Here is a 17,777-nt window from a genome sequence, read left to right as displayed (position 1 = left end):
CGCCATGACCAGCGGACGAGCTCTCTCCGCCGACGACATCAAGAACCTTCTCGGGGACGCGCTGTACGCCGAGGTGGTGAGGTATTCCATGGACAGGACCCCGGACGCGCCACGGGAATTCGTGGAGCGTCAGGTCACCGAATGCCTGCGGTATCTCTACCTCGTCTCCCGGTACCGGGAGCGGCTCAGCGGCCTGTTCCTGCCGGTCGAGCAGGACATCGACGAGATATGGCACTACCTCATCCTGCAGACCCGTGAATACCGTGCGCTGTGCGAGGAGCGGCTTCCCGGAAGGTTCTTCGTCGAGCACCGCAGCATCGCCTACGAGGAATACCAGGAGGGGCCGGGGCGCGAACAGGCACTGGAAGAGGCATTGCGCTGGATCCCGCTGTACCGCGAGGAATTCGGACCGTTCGACGAAGGTGCGCTGCCCCACTGGACCATGGTGCGGTTCCTTCACGACCAGATGAACCTCTCCCTCGCGGACATCGCGGATCTGGAGCCCGTGGCCGTGGTGTGAGCACATGGTGTGACGGCACGCCGGGCCCCTGCTGCTGCGCGGGGGCCCGGCGTGCCGGTCACGGACGCGGTGGCATCAGGTGACGGTCCACCGCTGCGATGTCGAGCCGGTGTCGGGCTGTTGGGTGACGCGGGCGCCGTCGGCGGAGGAGGCGGTGGTCAGGAGCAGTCCGCTCGCCGCGGAGGAGACCGTAGAGGTGCCGCCGGCCTGACGGGTGATGTTCCAGCGCTGGTTGGCCCCGTTGGTGCAGGTCCACTGGATGATCTTCGCGCCGGCTGCGGTGGAGCCGCCTTCGACGTCGGCGCACAGCCCGGACTCGCTGTTCTTGAGCGTGTAGGTTCCGTCGGCCTGCTGGGCGAGGTTCCACTTCTGGTTGAGGCCGCCGGTCGGCGCCCAGGTGATGAGCTGGGTGCCTGGGGTGGTGCTGTGGTCGGGATTGTCGAGTGCCCTGCCCGCGGCGGTGAGGGTGCGGACTCCGTCGAGGGAGGCGGCGACCGTCCAGATGAACGTGGCCGTGCCGGTGGCGCTGCCGGAGGACGCGGTGACGGTGACCGTGGACGTGCCCGCCGTGGTGGGGGTGCCGGTGACCAGTCCGCCGGAGCTGACGCTCAGCCCGGCGGGAAGCCCGGTGGCGGTGAAGGTCAGGGGCTTCCCGGCGGAGTCGGTGGCCTCCAGCTGAAGGGAGACGGCTTTGCCGAGGGTCGTCGTCCGGTTGCCCGGGTTGCCGACGGCCACCGTCTCGGGGGCCTGGGCGGTGGGGGTCAGGGTCAGGACCTGCTCACCGGCCGTCCGGGTACCACCGACCGCGTTGCCGGTGGTGTTGTTCCAGCTGCGGGTGGGGGTGGTCTCGGCGAGGCGGCCCGACTCCGCGGAGAGCCCGATGACGAGGCCGCTGTAGCGATTGACGATCTTGTACGTGCCGGTGGCCGCGCCGGTGGCGGGCGAGGTGCTCCGGAGGACGAACCACTGCTGTCCGACGGTGGGTCCGCCGGCCGCGACGGCCGTGGCGGTGGGCTTGGTGCCCCAGGCCCGGGTGGCGGTGGAGGTGGTGCCCACGCCGAGGAGCTGACCCGAAGCCGAGTTGGCGATGCGGTACGAGCCGTCGCCGTTCGAGGTGAAGACCCACGACTCCAGGCCGGAGCCGGTGGCGGCGGCGAGCGAGGTGGTGGCCGAACCGCCGGAGACCTGGGCGAGGACGCGGCCGCCGGTGGCGGCGATGCGGTACGCCTTCGTCGTGTCGACCGGTGCTGCGGGCTGGGTGGTGCCGATCGACAGGTTGACGTACTCGCTGCTGGTGCCGTTGGAGCAGCCGAAGGAGCAGTACGAGCGGAAGTCCCTGCCGACGATCCCGGAACCGGTCTTGTTCGCGCTGTCGAGGAACCAGCGGTACCAGGAGGCGTTCTTGTAGCCGCCGGTGTCACCGAGACGGAACCACTTCTGCGTGGCCAGGTTGTCGGTGGCGTAGATCTCCTGGGAGGCGTTGCCGCTCTGGTCGACCGCCTGGGGCTGGCCGATGTACAGGCCGAGATGGGCGTTGTACGTGATGTCCATGACGAACAGCGGGGACGTCGGGGGTGTCAGACCGGCGGCCACCTGCTGGCTCACGGTGCCGCTGTTGGCGGGGTCGTACTCCTTCGACGGCGGGGTGTAGCCCGTCGTACTGCCGGAGCCGACCGGGACCATGGTGCTCTCGCGGCCTCCGACACCGGGCTCGGACCAGGCGCCGTCGTACCACTTCTGCCAGGAGGCGGGCGCCATCTTCGACGAGATCGGGGCTCGGGCGACGTGCCCGTAGAACGCGGCCCAGCCACCGCCCTTGTTCACGATCCGGGAGCCGTAGAAGGCGTAGAAGTAGCCGGACGCCGTGTCGACGAACAGCCGCTGGTCACCGGTGCCGTAGTGGTACGTCTGCTGCGGGAAGCCGGCGGTGTCGCCGCGGTCGGTGCTGTAGTGCGAGGTGATGACGTGGTCCTTGATGGTCCACGTACGTCCCTGGTCCTTGGAGACGGCGTAGTCGATGCCGTCGTAGTGGACGCCGTCGCCGAAGGGCTGCGGGGTGAACTCGTTGTGCACGAGTCCGTACCAGTCGCCGGTGTCCGGGTCGACCCAGACACCGGCGAGGTCGCAGTAGTTGCGGTGCGCGTACGAGCCGGTGGAGGGCGCCTGCGTGGACTCCACACCCGTCGGGCTGTTGTTGCAGCGCCAGGTGGTGTCGTTGTTTCGGTCGTTGGAGTTGGCCGGGTTCACCGCGTCGCTGATGGCGCCGGACCGGGTGGCGGTGTCGAGGTTCGTTCCGGTGAAGAAGGACCACGTGCGGGGATCACTCGCCCCGTACAACGCGTGGGCCTGCTGGAAGTAGAAGGTGCCGTCCTTGTCGATGTACGCGCCGGCGGGCGTGTCGTCGGGGTGCGTCCACGAGCCCTTGGCGCCGACCGTGACGGTGTAGGCGGCGGTCGGCGCCGCGGCCGCCATGGGAGTCGCCAGCGCTCCGGCGCCGGTGACGACCAGCGCGGCGGCGGCGAGCGCTCCGGCCAGTCTGCTTCGAGGAGTGATCATGGTTCTCCCTGATCGGAGGAGCCGAGAGGGGGGCGGCTCCTGGGATGCCCCGCGTCCTCGGCGACGGCGCGCGGCAGCCCGTTCACCGGCTGTCCACCCGCCGGCGGGGAAGCGCTCGGCGGCACTCAGGCTGCTCGCCCGCCCCCCACGACGCCTAGGGATGAACCGCCGAGGCGCTTGGACTTTCCGTCACCGGGGCACGCCCCGCGCCGAGCATGCGGGCACGGCCAGTCGCTCACGGGAAGGCACCGTACGACGGTTCGGACCGGACCAGCCGGACCCGTCACTCTCGCCGCTGCAATTCCCGAGCAACGGCGTCTGTCTAGCGTCCGGGCTCCCCGCAACCACCCCGAGGAGCATCCCGATGCACCTGCCGCGCTCGGTGACCGGCAGGCGGAACACGAGGTACGCACGGCACGTGCCGAACTGGCCCTGTACGCAAGCCGCCTGGACGACGCGCTGCGCGCCCTGGAAGGTCACGCCGCCGACGCACCGGTCCTGACGGCCTGGACGGAACTCCTGTCGGGACGGGCCGACACAGCGCTGCGGCTCGCACGGGCGGAGGTCGGACGAGGCGAGCGCACCGGGAAACGAGCCGTCACCCGCCTCAGGGGTGACGTTGACCGGGCCGAAACCGTCGAGCCCCGCCCGGCGCACCGCGGCCTGACCCGTGTCCGTACCACCGCGTCCTCGATCCAGCCGCGGCCTGAGGACGGCGAACTCGACATCCACGCAGAGGTACGGACCCACCGCGACAGGCGGGCGAGTCAAGGCGACGTTCTATCGGCTCATGGTGTGAATCTAGCGCTATGTCATCGGCATCGAAGGCCGCACAGCCGGCCATCACCGAGCAGCAGGCCAAGACCGGCTCCCGTTCTCCGACACGCAGGATTTCGAGGACGCCAGGCGTGGCTTCATCGCCCGCAGGACACCCGACGCCGTCACCGATGCCGCCGGCACCGTCGTGCGTGACAACGACACCTACTCCGTCGACTTCATGGGAGGCGGTAGTGGCGCTCCTGGCGACTGGCGGCGTCGCACAACCGCCAGAACCTGACCCCGCGCCGAGGGACCGACCCGGGAACCGCGCCGTGCCGCGCAAGCCGAACCGGTGGGGCACGTCTCCGCCCACGGAGCTCTCGGCCCTGGCCTCCAAGGCGCAGCGGCCGGCCTTCAGTCGGTGGAGTCCAGGACTTCGTAGACATGCCTGATGTAGTCATGGGTGCGCTCCGAGCCGAGGATTCCGTCGCCCAGCCGGTTCATCGTGTACGAAAAGGTGACGCGCCGGTCGAGGTCCATCATGACGATCGAACCGCCCCGGCCGACCCAGAAGCAGACCCTTCCGGTGGGCATGTGCGGCATCGTCCTCGCATCGGTGAGCGCGAAGCCGATGCCCCAGCGGACGGGAACGCCCAGGAACAGGTCGACCCCGTCCGCCTGTACGTCGAGGACCTTCTCCGCCGTTTCCTCGGAGAGCATCCGGCGGCCGTTCACCCGGCCGCGCCGCGAGATCACGGAGAGGGCGCGGGCCATGCCTCGTGCGTTGCCGTGTCCGTTGACGGCTCCGAGTTCGGCACGGCGCCATTGCGGGGTGTCGACGTGTTCGTCCCGGGCGGGGCTTCCGAGGAGTGTCTTGGTGAAGATCCCCTCGGGATCGAGGCCGTCGGGCATTCCGGAGAGCGGCGCCGGAGCCACCAGCTCGGCGATGCGCGGCCAGTCGGCCTCCCGCGCGCCGATCTGGACATCGGCCTGCGACGGTTCGGCGATCTCGGTGTCGACGAACTCGGTCAGGGTACGGCCGCTGACCCGCCGGACGAGCTCTCCCACGAGCTGCCCCTGAGTCTGCACGTGATAGCCCGAGGCGCTGCCCGGCTTCCACCAGGGCGCCTGTGCGGCCAGCCGGGCGCTGGCGGTGGGCCAGTCGTACAGGTCGTCCATGGTGAAGGGCTGCTGCCAGCCGGACAGCCCCGAGGTGTGTGCCAGAACGTGTCGCACCTCGATGTCCTGCTTGCCCTGGGCAGCGAATTCGGGCCAGTAGTGCGCGACCGGGCGGTAGAGATCCAGTGCCCCCTTGTCGACGAGGACGAGGGCCGCCAGACTGCTCAGGGTCTTGGTGGTCGACCAGAGGTTGACCACCGTGTCCTGGTGCCACGGGACGGTCCGCGCCTCGTCGGCATGCCCGCCCCACAGGTCGACTTCCATGACTCCGTCGACATCTACGGCGATCGACGCCCCCAGCTCCTCGCCGGACTCCAGGTGCGCTGCCAGCGCCGCTCGGACCGGTTCGAACCGGACGGTGCTCGTTCCTTCGACCTTGGCCATGTCTTCTCTCCACTCCTGATGACGACCGTTCGATCACTCAACGGAGCGGATGTCGCACTGGTTCACGCGTCGTCGCAGGTGAGGGGCGTCTGCCCAGAAGCCCCTCTGGCAGGACGTCGCCTGCGGAGATCATCTGCACCGGCTACGCGGCACGGTGTGCGCAGCTCAGCAGGCCGGAATCCGCGACGCCTTTGCCGGGTGGTGGTTCCGGCGCTCGACCACGACGGACCTGCCGCGAACCGCCTCACGCCCATCGTGTGCAGCACTCCACGGGCCGGGGCTCCGCCTGGGCGAGGAAGCCGTCCAGCGCATGGCCGCCTCCAACGTCATCACGCCGATCGGCGTCCTGCTAATGTCCTGTGTGGTATGCGGGAGGCGGACGACGGGGTCCATGCCACCCCGATCGCCTGAACAGCCCCCATCTCGGCGGTTGGGTCACCGCGACGAGGATCGTGCGGGTCCGGTTTTCGTCACAGCGGGAGCGGGTCGCCCACATGTCCGCTGGTCATGGTCATGTATGTGCTTCCGACGGTGGCGTCGTCGGGCGGGATTCCGGATGAGTGTGGTGACAGGGGTGGGACAGGGTCTCGACTTCGGGCTGCTGGGTCCGCTGCTGGTGCGGCGGGCGGGGGCGGTGCTCGATCCGGGCCGGCGCCGACAGCGGCTGCTGCTGATCCGCCTGCTGCTCGCCGACGGCCGGGCGGTCACTCCGCAGACGCTGTGTGAGGAACTGTGGCCGCAGCAGCCGGGACGGACACCGGGCGGAGCGATGGCCTCCCTGCACGCCCATGTCAGCAAGGTACGCGCGGTCCTGGAACCCCAGCACCTGCGCCGAGAAGGCACCTGCGAGGTCCTGGTCACCGAACCTCTGGGCTACGCCCTGCGGGTGCCGTCCGAGAGCCGTGACACCGTGCGCTTCGAGGGGGCCCTTGCCCAGGCGCACCGGTTCATGGACGAGGGCCGGCCCGAACGCGTCGTGGAAGAGACCCGGAAAGCCCTGGAGATGTGGCGCGGCACCGCGTTCGCCGACGCCGCGCACCACCTGTTCGCCGTCAACGAGACAGCACGCCTGGAAGAACTGCGACAGACCACCCGCGAGATCCGCGCCACTGCCCTGCTCCTGCAAGGACGGATCACCGAGGCCCTGGACGCGGCACAGGAAATGACCACAGAGCTTCCTCTTCGGGAAACCGGCTGGGCTCTGCTGCTGCGCGCCCTGTACCTTGCCGGCCGGCACCCCGAAGCGCTTCAGCGCTATACCGACCTGCGCCGCCACCTCGCCGACGAACTCGGCCTCGAACCCGGCCCGGCCCTGCGTGCGCTGCACCACGGCATCCTCCACCACGACCTGCCGCCCCTTCATCCAGCCGATGGGCTGAACAGGTTCGGCGCGGCATCCGTGGCCGGCGGGGCTACCGGACACGGGCGCGGTCCGCTCGGGCCGGCCACGTCCGGGACGCCGGAGAAGGGCGAGGCGACCGCCCCCCTCGGCCCTGCGGACGACGAACCGGCCGACGCCGCCGATCGGTCCGATGCGAGTCACGACCGGGCCGCGGATTTCCAGGAAACCGCGCCGCCGCCCCGGAGGCGTCCGGCACAACTGCCGAGCAGCCTCCCGGTGTTCGCGGGGCGGGAGGCCGAGGGTGCCTGGCTGTCGGCCGTGAGCGGTGCACCGGGTCGGCCCGGAACGACCGCTGCCTCTGCCGTCGTCATCAGCGGTGCTCCCGGTGTCGGCAAGACCACCTTCGCCGTCCACCACGCCCAGCGCATCGCCTCCTCCTTCCCCGACGGACAGCTTTTCGTCAACCTGTGCGGATTTCACCCCCACGCACCCGCCGTCGAACCCGGCAACGCCTTGCACGGCTTCCTCACCGCCCTCGGCGTCCCCGCCCAGCACATCCCCGAGGACACCCCGGGCCGCAGCACACTCTTCCGCAGCCTCCTCGCCGACCGGCGGATCCTCCTCGTCCTGGACAACGCCCGCGACGAACAACAAGTGCGCCCCCTGCTCCCCGGCGGAGCGGGCTGCCTCACACTGATCACCAGCCGCAACCGGCTTCCCGGGCTGATCGCCACCGACGGCGCCAAACCCCTCACGCTCCCCCTGCCCTCACAGGCAGAGGCCCATCACGCCCTCGAACGGCGCCTGGGAACCGAACGACTGGCCGCCGAGCCCACCGCCACAGCCGACATCATCCGCCTGTGCGGACGGCTCCCCCTGGCCATGGCGGTGGTCGCCGCCCGCGCCGAACTCGATCCCTCTTTCCCCCTTCACGCCATCGTCGACGACCTGCGCCACGCCCACGGCAGCCTCGACGCGTTCACCGGCTTCGACTCCACCACCGACGTACGCGCCGTCTTCTCCTGGTCCTACCAGTCCCTTGACGAGCCCACGGCCCGAGTCCTCCGCCTCCTGGCTCTGCACCCCGGCCCCCACATCACCGCGCCCGCCGCCGCCAGCCTCGCCGGCCTTCCTCTCCCCCAGGCCCGCCGCGCGCTCGCCGGCCTGGTCAGCTCCTGCCTCGTGGAACAACCGCTGCCCGGCCGCTACAGCCTTCACGACCTCCTGCGCGGCTACGCCACCGAGCTCACCCACACCCACGACAGCGCCCAGGAACGCCACCACGCCACCCTCCGGGGCCTGGACCACTACATGTTCACCGCCCACGAGGCCAACCAGCTTCTGAAACAGGACACATCGTCCGACCTCGACCTCGGTGCACCCGTCCCAGGTGTCACCCCGGAAACCTTTTCCACCGTCAAGCAGGCGACCCGATGGCTCACCGCCGAACACCGGGTGCTGACCGGCCTGCTCCACACCGCCGTCAGCCAGAAGCTGGACCACCACACCACCGGGTTGGCCTGGTCGCTCAAGGAATATCTCCACCGCCAGGAGTTCTGGCCCGAAGCCATCACCGCGCTGACTCCCGCCCTCGAAGTGGCCCGGCGCCAGAACAACCGCCTCGAAGAGGGCCGTTGTCTACGTCACCTCGGGAGCATCCACGGCTACCTCGGCCATCAGGAGCAAGCCCTTCACCACCTGCGACGCGCCACCACGATCTTCGAGGAACTCGACGCGACCGGTGAACAGGCCCGAGCCCACTACGTCATGGCGTGTGCGCTGTTCCTGTTCGGCCGGGTCCAGGAGGCCGTGACGTTCTCCGAACGGGGACTGGAGCTGTCCCGGGAGACAGGTGAGGAGTTGTGGTTGGCCGAGTGCCTCGTGGAGCTCGCCTGGTTCCACTCCAACCTGGGGCAGCTCGAGAAGAGCCTTCTGTACAACGAGGAAGGCATCGCCTTGTTCCGACGCCTCGGCGCGCCGTGGCAGCTGGCCCAGGCATGGGACATCCTGGGCCACAACCTCCGCATGCTCGGCCGTTACGAGGAATCGGTGGCCACCTACCAGCGGGCGACACGGGCGTTCGAGGAGCTGGGCGACCACAGGAACGCCATCGGCACACTGATGCGGCTGGGCGACACCCGGTTGGCCCAGGGCGACCGGGAAGGCGCGCGGGCGGACTGGGTCCACGCCCTCGGCAGCGCCGACGAGCGTGCCATGTCCCACAGCGCCCAGCAGGTCCGTGACCGGCTCACCGCCCTGGACCTGGACGCGGACCCCACACCCACCGTGCCGGAGAGAGCGGCAGGCAGCCATAGCCATAAGCTCCCGGTTCCGAGAAGTGGAAATCCTGCGGCCTAGGACTCCGAGGGAAACGGTTCAGCGGGTGGTCACCCGCCCACGTATCCACTGAGCTCCAGCGGGAGCGCACCTCTTCTCACCTGCGGGACCGGAACACGGGCCGGAAGCCGGTCGACTCGTCGTCGTGCACGCACAGAACGCCGGTGGAGCACTGACCCGGTGGCACCATGTGGTGGCTGTGGCTCTCGTCCCGATCCATCGGACGGTACGGTCGGTCCGGTTCCGGACCGCGCCGGGTCGACGGATCCGCGGGATGCGCAGCGTCGAGTTTCCGACATCGGGAGGGCCGAGCGAACGAGTGTGGCCCGCGGCCGGACAATGGACAGTCCCCCCGAAGACGGCGCCCCGTCACCGTCGAACGGTGACGGGGCGCGTGCGGGGCGCCGTCCGGCCGGTGAGAGGCCGGCCTCCGCCCTTACTTCGCGAGGAAGGCGAGGAGGGCGTCGGTGACCTCCTCGGCGTGCGTCCACAGCAGGCCGTGCGGGGCGCCCTCGACGACGACGTAGTCGGCCTGCGGGAGCGCCTTGTGGAAGAGCTCGCCGGTGGCTTCGATGGGCAGGATGCGGTCGGCGGTGCCGTGCAGGATCAGCGCCGGCACGTCGACCTTCCGGATGTCGGCGCGGAAGTCGGTGGTCCACGTGGAGACGCAGGCCAGTGAGGCGTACCAGGAGGCGCCGGCGGCCACGTTCCAGCTGTTGCGGACGGCCTCCTCGCTGATCCGGGTGCCGAGGTTCTCGTCCAGGTTGTAGAAGTCCTGGTAGAACGCGCTGAAGTAGGCGTACCGGTCGGCGGTGACGGCCTGCTTGATGCCCTCGAAGACGCTCCCGTCGACACCCTCGGGGTTGTCGTCGGTCTTGAGCAGGAAGGGCTCAAGCGAGGCGAGGAAGGCAGCCTTGGCGACCCGGGCGGAGCCGTAGGTGCCGATATAGCGACCGACTTCGCCGGTTCCCATGGAGAAGCCGACGAGGACGGCGTCGTGGAGGTCGAGGGCCTCCAGGACGGTGTTCAGGTCGGCGGCGAAGGTGTCGTAGTCGTAGCCGGTGGTGGGCTGGCTGGAGCGGCCGAATCCGCGCCGGTCGTAGGTGATGACCCGGTAGCCGGCCTCCAGCAGGGCCGCGGCCTGCTTCTCCCAGGAGTGGCCGTCGAGCGGGTAGCCGTGGATCAGCACGACCGGCTGCCCGGTGCCGTGGTCCTCGTAGTAGAGGTCGATGGTGGTGGAGTTCTCCTGGCCGACGGTGATGAACGGCATGGTTGTTGCTGCCTCTCGATGTGGGTTGTGGTGCGAGGTGGTGGCTCGGGTGCGGTGGCCGGTCCGTACCGGCATCGACCTGGGGTTTCCGGCGTCGACACCGCGCTCACCTCGTCACCCTGGAAACGGTGACGGGGTGAGCGCGGTTCACGGTCTGGCAGAAAAGGGACTACCTACGCGGCCGGAAGGCAGGGGGCTCGGTGACCTGCTGGGCACGGATCCGCAGCAGGCCGTGCGGGGGCGTACTCGACCGGGTGTTCGGCCTGCGGGAGCGCCCGTCGGAACGGCTCCCCTGCCTGGATCGGCAGGTCCGGTCAGCGGACCGTACGGACCGCCTTCTCCACGATGCGCGCGACGGCGTCGGGACGCGAGACGGACACCGCGTGCGAGGCGTCGATCTCGGTCGTGCGGGCGTGTGCCCGAGCCGACATGAAGCGCTGGGCCGCCACGGGGATGTTCCGGTCCTCGGTGGTGACCAGCGACCAGGAGGGAATCGTCCTCCAGGCGGCACGGGTGGAGTTCTCCTCCAGCGCGGCGGCCGCGATCGGACGCTGCCCGGTGGCCATGAGCCGCGCCTTGTCCGCGGGGACGTCCGCGGCGAACTGCTGGTGGAACTTGTCCGGCTTGATGAAGACGTCAGCTCCGGAGGCTCCGTCGGGAAGCGTGTAGTTCACCGGGGCGATGACCTGGCCGAGGGTGCTGCCGGGAAACTTGTTCGTCAGCCCCAGCGAGTTCTCGCCCGTGTCGGGCAGGAACGCGGCGATGTAGACGAGAGCCTTGACCTTTCCCTCCAGGCCCGTGGCGGCCTGGCTGATGACGGTGCCTCCGTAGGAATGGCCGACCAGGACCACCGGGCCGTCGATGTGCTCGACGACGCTGCGCAGGTAGGCGGCGTCGGTGGCCGGTCCGCGCAGCGGGTTGGCGGCGGCCACCACCGGGTAGCCGGCCCGCTGTAGCCGCTCGACGACCCCGTCCCAGCTGGAGGCGTCGGCGAACGCCCCGTGCTCCAGCACGATCGTCGGCCGGACCGGCTGACGGGGCGTCGCGCCGGCCGTGCCGGGCAGGGTTATGGTCGTGACGGAAAGGCCCACGGCCGCGACGCCGAGCAGGGTGACCAGACGGGCGGGCCTGGTCGGTCGGGGGATACGCATCTTCGATGTCCTTCTGTATGAGGGCTGTCGCCTGGATGGGGCGGGGTCGGCAAGGCGAACCCGGCTCCGACGAGGGACACGGCACAGCGTCAAGCTGCAGTCGATTGGGTTGTGTACAGATGAAATTGGCGTGAAGGCCCCGTCCTGACTGATCGGACGGTGGCGGCCCTGGGGCCTGAACGGTCCTGTCGGCTGCCGCCACAACCGCCGACAGGACTGACGTCCGGTCAGGGCTCTCATGCGCCCGGACGTCACTGCTTCCTACGAGCGATCCCGCACCGCGGTTCACCGACGGGGGTGGCCTCGGCACCTGTTCCGGCAGGTCGGCCGGGCCGACCCTCGGACACGCCCAGCCCGCTTTCGCCCGGGCCGCCGCACTCCGGGTGGGACGGGCACGGGACGGAGGCTTCGGGCGCCGGGGGTCAACGGGTGACGTCGAGCGTGGCCGCACGGGGGCACGGACTTCGAGCCGCCGGCCCTGGCGGCCACCAGTACCGACCCATTCCAGGTGCCGTCCGCCAGGTCGGCCGATTCCTGCCGCGTCACCTTCACCGACGACCGGCTCCTGCCTCTCACACTGCTCGGCGCCCAGGCCGCCGTGTGGCCGGGACGCACTGATACGCGGGAACGCTCCGGCGGAATCCGCACTTCTCGTGGCGATTCCCGTCGCCGGGACGGTGACGGCAGCGCTCTGCCTGCACCGTTCGAACCGGTAACCGCCCTCGTCCTGACCATCGACGCGACACGTTCACCACCGTGCTGTGCGTGACCGCCCTCGGCTCCTGGCAGGCCCTGTACGGCCTCACCCTGGATGGGTTCAGCAGCCGCGACGGACTCGAACTCGTCCTCCGGGGGGCCGGAGTGTCGCTCCGCCCCCCGGAGAGGGCGGTGACTACTTCTCGAGCCTCTCGTACACCTCGACGGCTGTTATCAGATGGCCGACGGCGTTGGGGTGGGCGGATCCAGACGTCCGCGGCAGCAGCGGGGCGATCCACTGCTCGGACGGGGGCCGGCACATGTCGTGGCCCCGGAACACCGAAGAGGTGTCGACGAACTCGGCCTGCCTCAGGAGAGCCGACATCTCCAACATCAGGTTCAGCCGGTTCGTGGTCTGGTGGAGCCAGGTGACGTCACCCTTGGCCAGCGGCACCGAGGAACCGCAGGCACTCCCGTCGACAGGGAACGGGTTGGGGTACCCCACCACGACGACACGCGCTCGGGGGCTGCGCCGCTTGATGTCGGTGAGCATGTCGGGCAGACGCGTGCTCAGCCTCGCGAAGCCCGCATCGACCTCCTTGGCCGCCACGTCCCGGCAGGGAGTTCCCTCCCGGGTGATGAGACCGGCCAGGACGCATCTGGTGAGCACGTCGGAGAAGCCGAGGTCGTTGCCGCCGAGCGTGACGGTCACCAGGTCGGTGTCCTGGGTGAGGACATTGACCTGGGGTGCGGCCGACCCCTCCTGATTCCACAACGAGCGCGTGGTCGCTCCGCCGCACGTGACGTCCTTGAAGTCGGAGGGCTTGTACGTCTCGGCGATCCACGCCGGGTAGCTGCCCGTGGAGCGCATGCATTTCGTGTCCGTCTGCCCAGGCAGGCCCGTTCCTGCGGCGTAGGAGTCGCCGAGGGCAACGTAGTGCCTGACGGATCCCTGCCCGGAGACACCGGCCTCGGTGGCCGACGCGGCCCCGGAGGCCAGCAGCGAGGCGGCGAGGGCGGCAGTCGTGGCCACCCCTCTGCGAATCTTCGAGTACGGGTGAGAACGGGCCATGAAGTCCCCTTGAGGTGGAAGGAGGCCACACGAGTCGGCGGCCGGTCCTTGGGCACGCGACGCGTACGGACGTGTCTCTCGCCTCTACGACCGCGGCACGCACCGGGTTCAGGTCCTGCAGATGCCGGCGCCTTCACGATCCGCTTCGGTTCGCACCGGCGGTAGGAGCTGTTTCTGTCCGAGCTCGGCGAGCCATCGCTTCACCGGGTTCGGACGGGACGACGCCGTCGGCGCGAGATGCCAAAGGGCGTCCGGAAGTCCGGTGTGTCCTCACGCGACAACCGGTTGGTTCTCGGCGACCGCGCAGAACATCATGCGCGCCGAACTGACCCCCACGCCGCGAACGTGCCGGCCGGGCCCCACTCTTCGGAAGCGGGACCCCTGAACGCTGTCGGTGCCGCGGAACACCTCCCGGGCGGAAGCGACGACATGCCGAGAGGGGCGGCAGGGGTCGGCAAGCGGCGCGACAAGGAGACGACAAGGTTTGGCAAAGGGGTCCCGCCGAGTGTTGTGCCACTCCCCCACGCAAGCGGGAGAGGACGCCACGGAACACTTGAACAGAATTGGGCACCACCCATGAACGGAATCATGGAGGCGGGGACTGCCGTCCTCGCTCCGACTCGGGCGCATGCCCGGCACGTCGTTTCGGACACCGACTGCGACGCCTTCATACGAGACATCTACGAGCAGTACGGCCCTCTGCTCGTCCGGTACGCCGCGCGGCTGCTGGACGGTGACTGGCACAAGGCGGAGGACATCCTCCAGGAGACCGCGGCGCGTGCCTGGAAGCACGCCCGGCTCTTGAGGGCCCGCGGCGAACACGTGCGGCCGTGGCTGTTCACCGTGGCCAGGAACCTGGTCATCGACCACCACCGGGCCCGGCGAATCCGGCCAATGGATCTGATGGCGGTCGAGGACCTGGACACCTCCTGGGACGGCACGGAATCCACGATCACCTCCCATGCGGTGCTGGAGGCACTACGGGAGCTGAAGGACCAGCATCGGACCGTCATCTGCCTCATGTACTACCTGGAATGCAGCGTGGCCCAGGCGGCCGAGCACCTCGGCATCCCGCAGGGCACCGTCAAGAGCCGTGCCTTCTACGCCGTGCGGGCACTGCGCAATGCCTTGGAGAGGCAGGGCGTACTCGGCATGTAGACACGGCACGGATGGACGATGCCGGCTTGTTCCTCCGCGGTCCGCGCCGCGGCCATCAGGCGTGCCGGCCGCGTGCTGCGTCCGGGGGTAGGACGTGTTGTGCCCCGGTTGCGACGGCACCAGGAGCACCACCGCCATGGGTCGTCTACGCGTGACCCAGGTGCGGCTTCAGCCACACCACCCCGAAGCGGGGCTACTCAAGAGGCAGCCGGCCGGGCGGGACACGGGTCCGGAGGTCTCTGCGGATCGGCGGCTCGGCCGTCCTCCTGGCGCGGCCGGCCGCCGTGCAACACGCGTTCAGCCTTGTCAGGTCCTGTTCTCCGCCTGGAACATCCAGCTCTGCTTCTCCAGTTCAGCCGTCAGTCCGATGAGGAGATCCTGGCTCACCGCGTCCACCGGACCAGTCTCCTCGATTCGTTCCCGCACCCCCCTGATGACCGCGGAGAACATACGCACCAGGGTGTCGACAGCGTCGCCGTCCTTCGTCCAGCCTGACGGGAAGGCAGGCACACCGCTGGTGCCCGCGATGGTGACCGCCCGTCCATCCGGACTCACTCCCAGCGCAGCCGCGCGTTCGGCCACTGTGTCCGCGTGGTCGCGTGCGATCGTGGCAACCTCGTCGAGCTGAACGTGGACTGATCGAAAACGCGGGCCGTACAGATTCCAGTGCGCCTGCTTGGCCACCAAGGACAGGTCGAGCAGGTCGACCAGGGTCGCTTGGAGGGCCGCGCCGGCGATTTCGCGGGCGCCTTCCGGCAGTGGACTGTTGATCATCATCATGGGTCTGCGGTCCTTCGGGAGTGGCGTTGGCATCCTGGCAAGGAGGCCGACGGGTTGGCCGTCTAGATGAACACCGGCCGTCACACGCACCCGCCTGGAGCGCCGACGGCCTCGACGCTGTGGACGGTGGCAGGCGCCGAGGGGTTCAGCTCCTCCGGGTACGAGATGCCTCTGATCGCATGCGCCCGGAGCGGCGGAGCAGCCACCTCCCCGCGCATGAGCACTCCGCGTTGCTCACCGCGACCCAGAAGCTTGGGGTACATCAGCGCGTTCGGCACGGCCGAGAGTGCACCGGCACCACATCGCCGCCGCCACGGCCCTCCCCACTTCACCATCACAGCCCAGGGCCGGAGACGCGATTTCCTCGTCCTGCAGGAAAGGGACCGCACCGATCACATCCCCCACGAAGAAGGAGCTCGCGGATGCAGCGAAGCATTCCTGGGTCGGGATTCCCCGGTACGACCACTCCCGCAGCGAACGCCTGAGAATCTGCGTCAGCGGCCGGTTGCAGCACAGGGCGGCGAGTGGGCCGATACGGCCGCACGCCCCCTTGACTGATACATCGGGCCTGTGCGACGGGCGTCAGATGCCCAGGGTGTCAAACGAGCGTCACTGCGAACATGGGCCGCGAGCCGGGCTCTCGCTCCCGCGTCCAGGAGTCCCCGAGGCGGTGTGGACCGGCTCGGGGAGCTCCGCTCGCTCCAGTGGACCGAACCGAACGGACGGGCCGACGGAGGGACCAAGGACGCCCCCGTCGGGTTTCGGCCACTGGGCGACGATGCGCGCAGGCATGAGCAGGACAGCGCATCGCGCCCCAGGCAGCTCCCACGGATCGAACTCGCTCTGCTCGTGTACTTCGCCGGCGGCGACCAATGCCGGTACGCCGCCTGGAAGGGAACCGCGCTCGAAGCCTCCGTGGAGTCCGTGGTGGCCAAGGGCGGCGGATCGGGCGGAGGCAGCACGGGCCATCACATCAAAAGCCCCCTCGTGTACGACGCGTGCTTCCGCCGCGGATCTCCTCGATGGCCCTGTTCATGGACGCGGGCACGACGGCGCCGGCGCCGTTCATCGTGAAGGCGGGGCCGTTCCACGAGGTACGGCTGACGTCCGCGGCCGAACCGAGCCGGACTCGGTCGGCGGCTGCGTGGGCGGCCTGCCGCGCGGTGAGGGACATCGTCAAGGTCAGCAGGGTGACGGCCAGCGCCGGGGCGGATCTGCGGGTGGCGGGTGACGGGTGACGGGTGACGGGTGACGGGTGACGCCATGATGCGCTCCATGGGGATGGTGGCGGTGTCGAGGTCGCCGAGCGCCGAGCGCCGAGCGCCGAGCGCCGAAGAGATGTATCGGCCGGAGTGCGACCTCCGGGATCCAAGTTGGTAGCGGAACTTACAGATAGTTCAGCTCTGGCGTAAGATGTACGGCCCGTTTTCCCTCTCCCTCGATTCGTGGTGACCCAAGAACAGGGCCTGAACTGCCGGAAAGGCCTCGCCGCACGGTGCAGTGGACGGCGTTACATCAACGTAACGCGCGATACATCTAGCCAACTTGCTCTTTGGTCTGTAACTTCCGTGCTGTGACCGGCGGCTTGAATCCCGTCGGCTGAAATCCCCGAGAGGTTCGACCGCGATGAACGCTCGCGTTACCCGCTGCCTTGCGGCTGCCGCCGTCACGACCACGGCCCTTGCCACGCTCGCCGCGTGCGGAGACGCCGATCCCGCCCCCGCCGCAGGCGGAACGGTCACCGTCGACGGTGTCGAGATCAAGAAGGACCCCGCCCTCCACGCGATGCTGCCGGACAGCATCAAGAAGACGGGGAAGGTCCGCGTCGCCACCGACGTGCCGTACCCCCCGTTCGAGATGTTCGTGAAGGAGGGCGAGACCGCGCTGACCGGGCTCGACTACGACCTGGGTCAGGCTCTCGGCGGAAAGCTCGGCGTGGCCTTCGCCTTCACGCCGCAGAAGTTCGACGGCATCGTCCCCGCGATCCAGGCGGGCAAGTTCGACGCCGCCATGTCGGCCATCACCGACAACAAGGAGCGTCAGCAGGTCGTCGACTTCGTCGACTACTCAAAGTCGGGATCCGGCATCCTCGTCGCCAACGACAACCCCGCCAAGATCGCCAACCTGGACGACCTGTGCGGCAAGAAAGTCGCCGTCCAGGCAGCGACCAACCAGCTCGACCTCCTCAAGGCCCACCAGGCCAAGTGCGCGAAGGCCGGCACGGGCGCCATGGAGATCCAGACCTTCCCCAAGGACTCCGACGCCCAGCTCGCGCTGCGCTCCGGCAAGGTCGTGGCCCAGGTCCTGACGAAGCCTGCCGCCGGCTGGGTCGCCAAGACGGCGGACGCGGGCAAGGCGTTCGACCTGGTCGAGGACCCTGCCGCGCCCGGCGGCTACAACGCCTCGCCCAACGGCATCGCCGTCAGCAAGCAGCAGCCCGAACTTGGCGACGCGATCCAGAAGGCCCTCCAGGCCCTCATCGACGACGGCACCGTCACCAAGATCTACACCAAGTACGGCGTCGCCTCGATCGCGGTCAAGGAAGCCACCAAGAACGCGGCGGTCGACTAAAG

At 69.3% G+C, this 17,777-nt stretch carries 11 protein-coding genes; 5 read left to right on the top strand and 6 right to left on the bottom strand.

All coding sequences use genetic code 11. The features are described from left to right. Positions 1-4: 4 nt before the first annotated feature. Positions 5-520, top strand: a complete 516-nt coding sequence (locus ACH4MY_RS23265; protein WP_398005640.1) for a hypothetical protein — start codon at positions 5-7, stop codon at positions 518-520. Between the two features lie 75 nt (positions 521-595). Here ACH4MY_RS23265 and ACH4MY_RS23260 read toward each other — a convergent pair whose 3' ends face one another. Continuing rightward, entirely contained in the window at positions 596-3,076 is a 2,481-nt protein-coding gene (locus tag ACH4MY_RS23260; protein WP_398005639.1) for an RICIN domain-containing protein, read from the bottom strand. 1,173 nt (positions 3,077-4,249) lie between these two features. After that, the gene (locus ACH4MY_RS23255; protein WP_398005638.1) at positions 4,250-5,398 is read right to left on the bottom strand and encodes a serine hydrolase domain-containing protein; all 1,149 of its coding nucleotides are present in this window, start codon (positions 5,396-5,398) and stop codon (positions 4,250-4,252) included. Positions 5,399-5,954: 556 nt separating this feature from the next. Here ACH4MY_RS23255 and ACH4MY_RS23250 point away from each other — a divergent pair. After that, positions 5,955-9,098, top strand: coding sequence for an AfsR/SARP family transcriptional regulator (locus tag ACH4MY_RS23250; RefSeq protein WP_398005637.1), 3,144 nt, complete (start codon positions 5,955-5,957; stop codon positions 9,096-9,098). A gap of 415 nt (positions 9,099-9,513) precedes the next feature. Here ACH4MY_RS23250 and ACH4MY_RS23245 read toward each other — a convergent pair whose 3' ends face one another. The 3 genes from ACH4MY_RS23245 to ACH4MY_RS23235 form a co-directional block, all read right to left on the bottom strand. Beyond that, positions 9,514-10,347, bottom strand: coding sequence for an alpha/beta fold hydrolase (locus ACH4MY_RS23245; RefSeq protein WP_398005636.1), 834 nt, complete (start codon positions 10,345-10,347; stop codon positions 9,514-9,516). 314 nt (positions 10,348-10,661) lie between these two features. Next, positions 10,662-11,498: an alpha/beta fold hydrolase gene (locus ACH4MY_RS23240; RefSeq protein ID WP_398005635.1), complete on the bottom strand. Its 837-nt coding sequence runs from the start codon at positions 11,496-11,498 to the stop codon at positions 10,662-10,664. A gap of 892 nt (positions 11,499-12,390) precedes the next feature. After that, the gene (locus ACH4MY_RS23235; protein ID WP_398005634.1) at positions 12,391-13,227 is read right to left on the bottom strand and encodes an SGNH/GDSL hydrolase family protein; all 837 of its coding nucleotides are present in this window, start codon (positions 13,225-13,227) and stop codon (positions 12,391-12,393) included. A 615-nt stretch (positions 13,228-13,842) separates the two neighbouring features. On the opposite strand from ACH4MY_RS23235, the gene ACH4MY_RS23230 reads away from it, so the two are divergent. Next, on the top strand, positions 13,843-14,424 hold the full coding sequence (locus ACH4MY_RS23230; protein WP_398005633.1) for a sigma-70 family RNA polymerase sigma factor: 582 nt from the start codon (positions 13,843-13,845) through the stop codon (positions 14,422-14,424). A gap of 306 nt (positions 14,425-14,730) precedes the next feature. On the opposite strand, the gene ACH4MY_RS23225 is transcribed toward ACH4MY_RS23230, so the two are convergent. Then, positions 14,731-15,204 (bottom strand): Dps family protein, encoded by a 474-nt coding sequence (locus tag ACH4MY_RS23225; RefSeq protein ID WP_398005632.1) that lies wholly within the window; start codon positions 15,202-15,204, stop codon positions 14,731-14,733. 1,022 nt (positions 15,205-16,226) lie between these two features. Between ACH4MY_RS23225 and ACH4MY_RS23220 the strand changes: the two genes are divergently transcribed. Next, a complete protein-coding gene (locus ACH4MY_RS23220) occupies positions 16,227-16,442 on the top strand; it encodes a hypothetical protein (RefSeq protein WP_398005631.1) in 216 nt (71 codons plus the stop codon). Positions 16,443-16,830: 388 nt separating this feature from the next. Continuing rightward, entirely contained in the window at positions 16,831-17,775 is a 945-nt protein-coding gene (locus ACH4MY_RS23215; protein ID WP_398005630.1) for an ABC transporter substrate-binding protein, read from the top strand. Positions 17,776-17,777 lie beyond the last annotated feature (2 nt).

This window comes from Streptomyces sp. NPDC017246, from assembly GCF_044331325.1.
In the GTDB taxonomy this organism is placed as follows: domain Bacteria; phylum Actinomycetota; class Actinomycetes; order Streptomycetales; family Streptomycetaceae; genus Streptomyces.
Note: the sequence above shows the minus strand (reverse complement) of the source record. Positions and strands in the feature narration are given on the sequence as shown.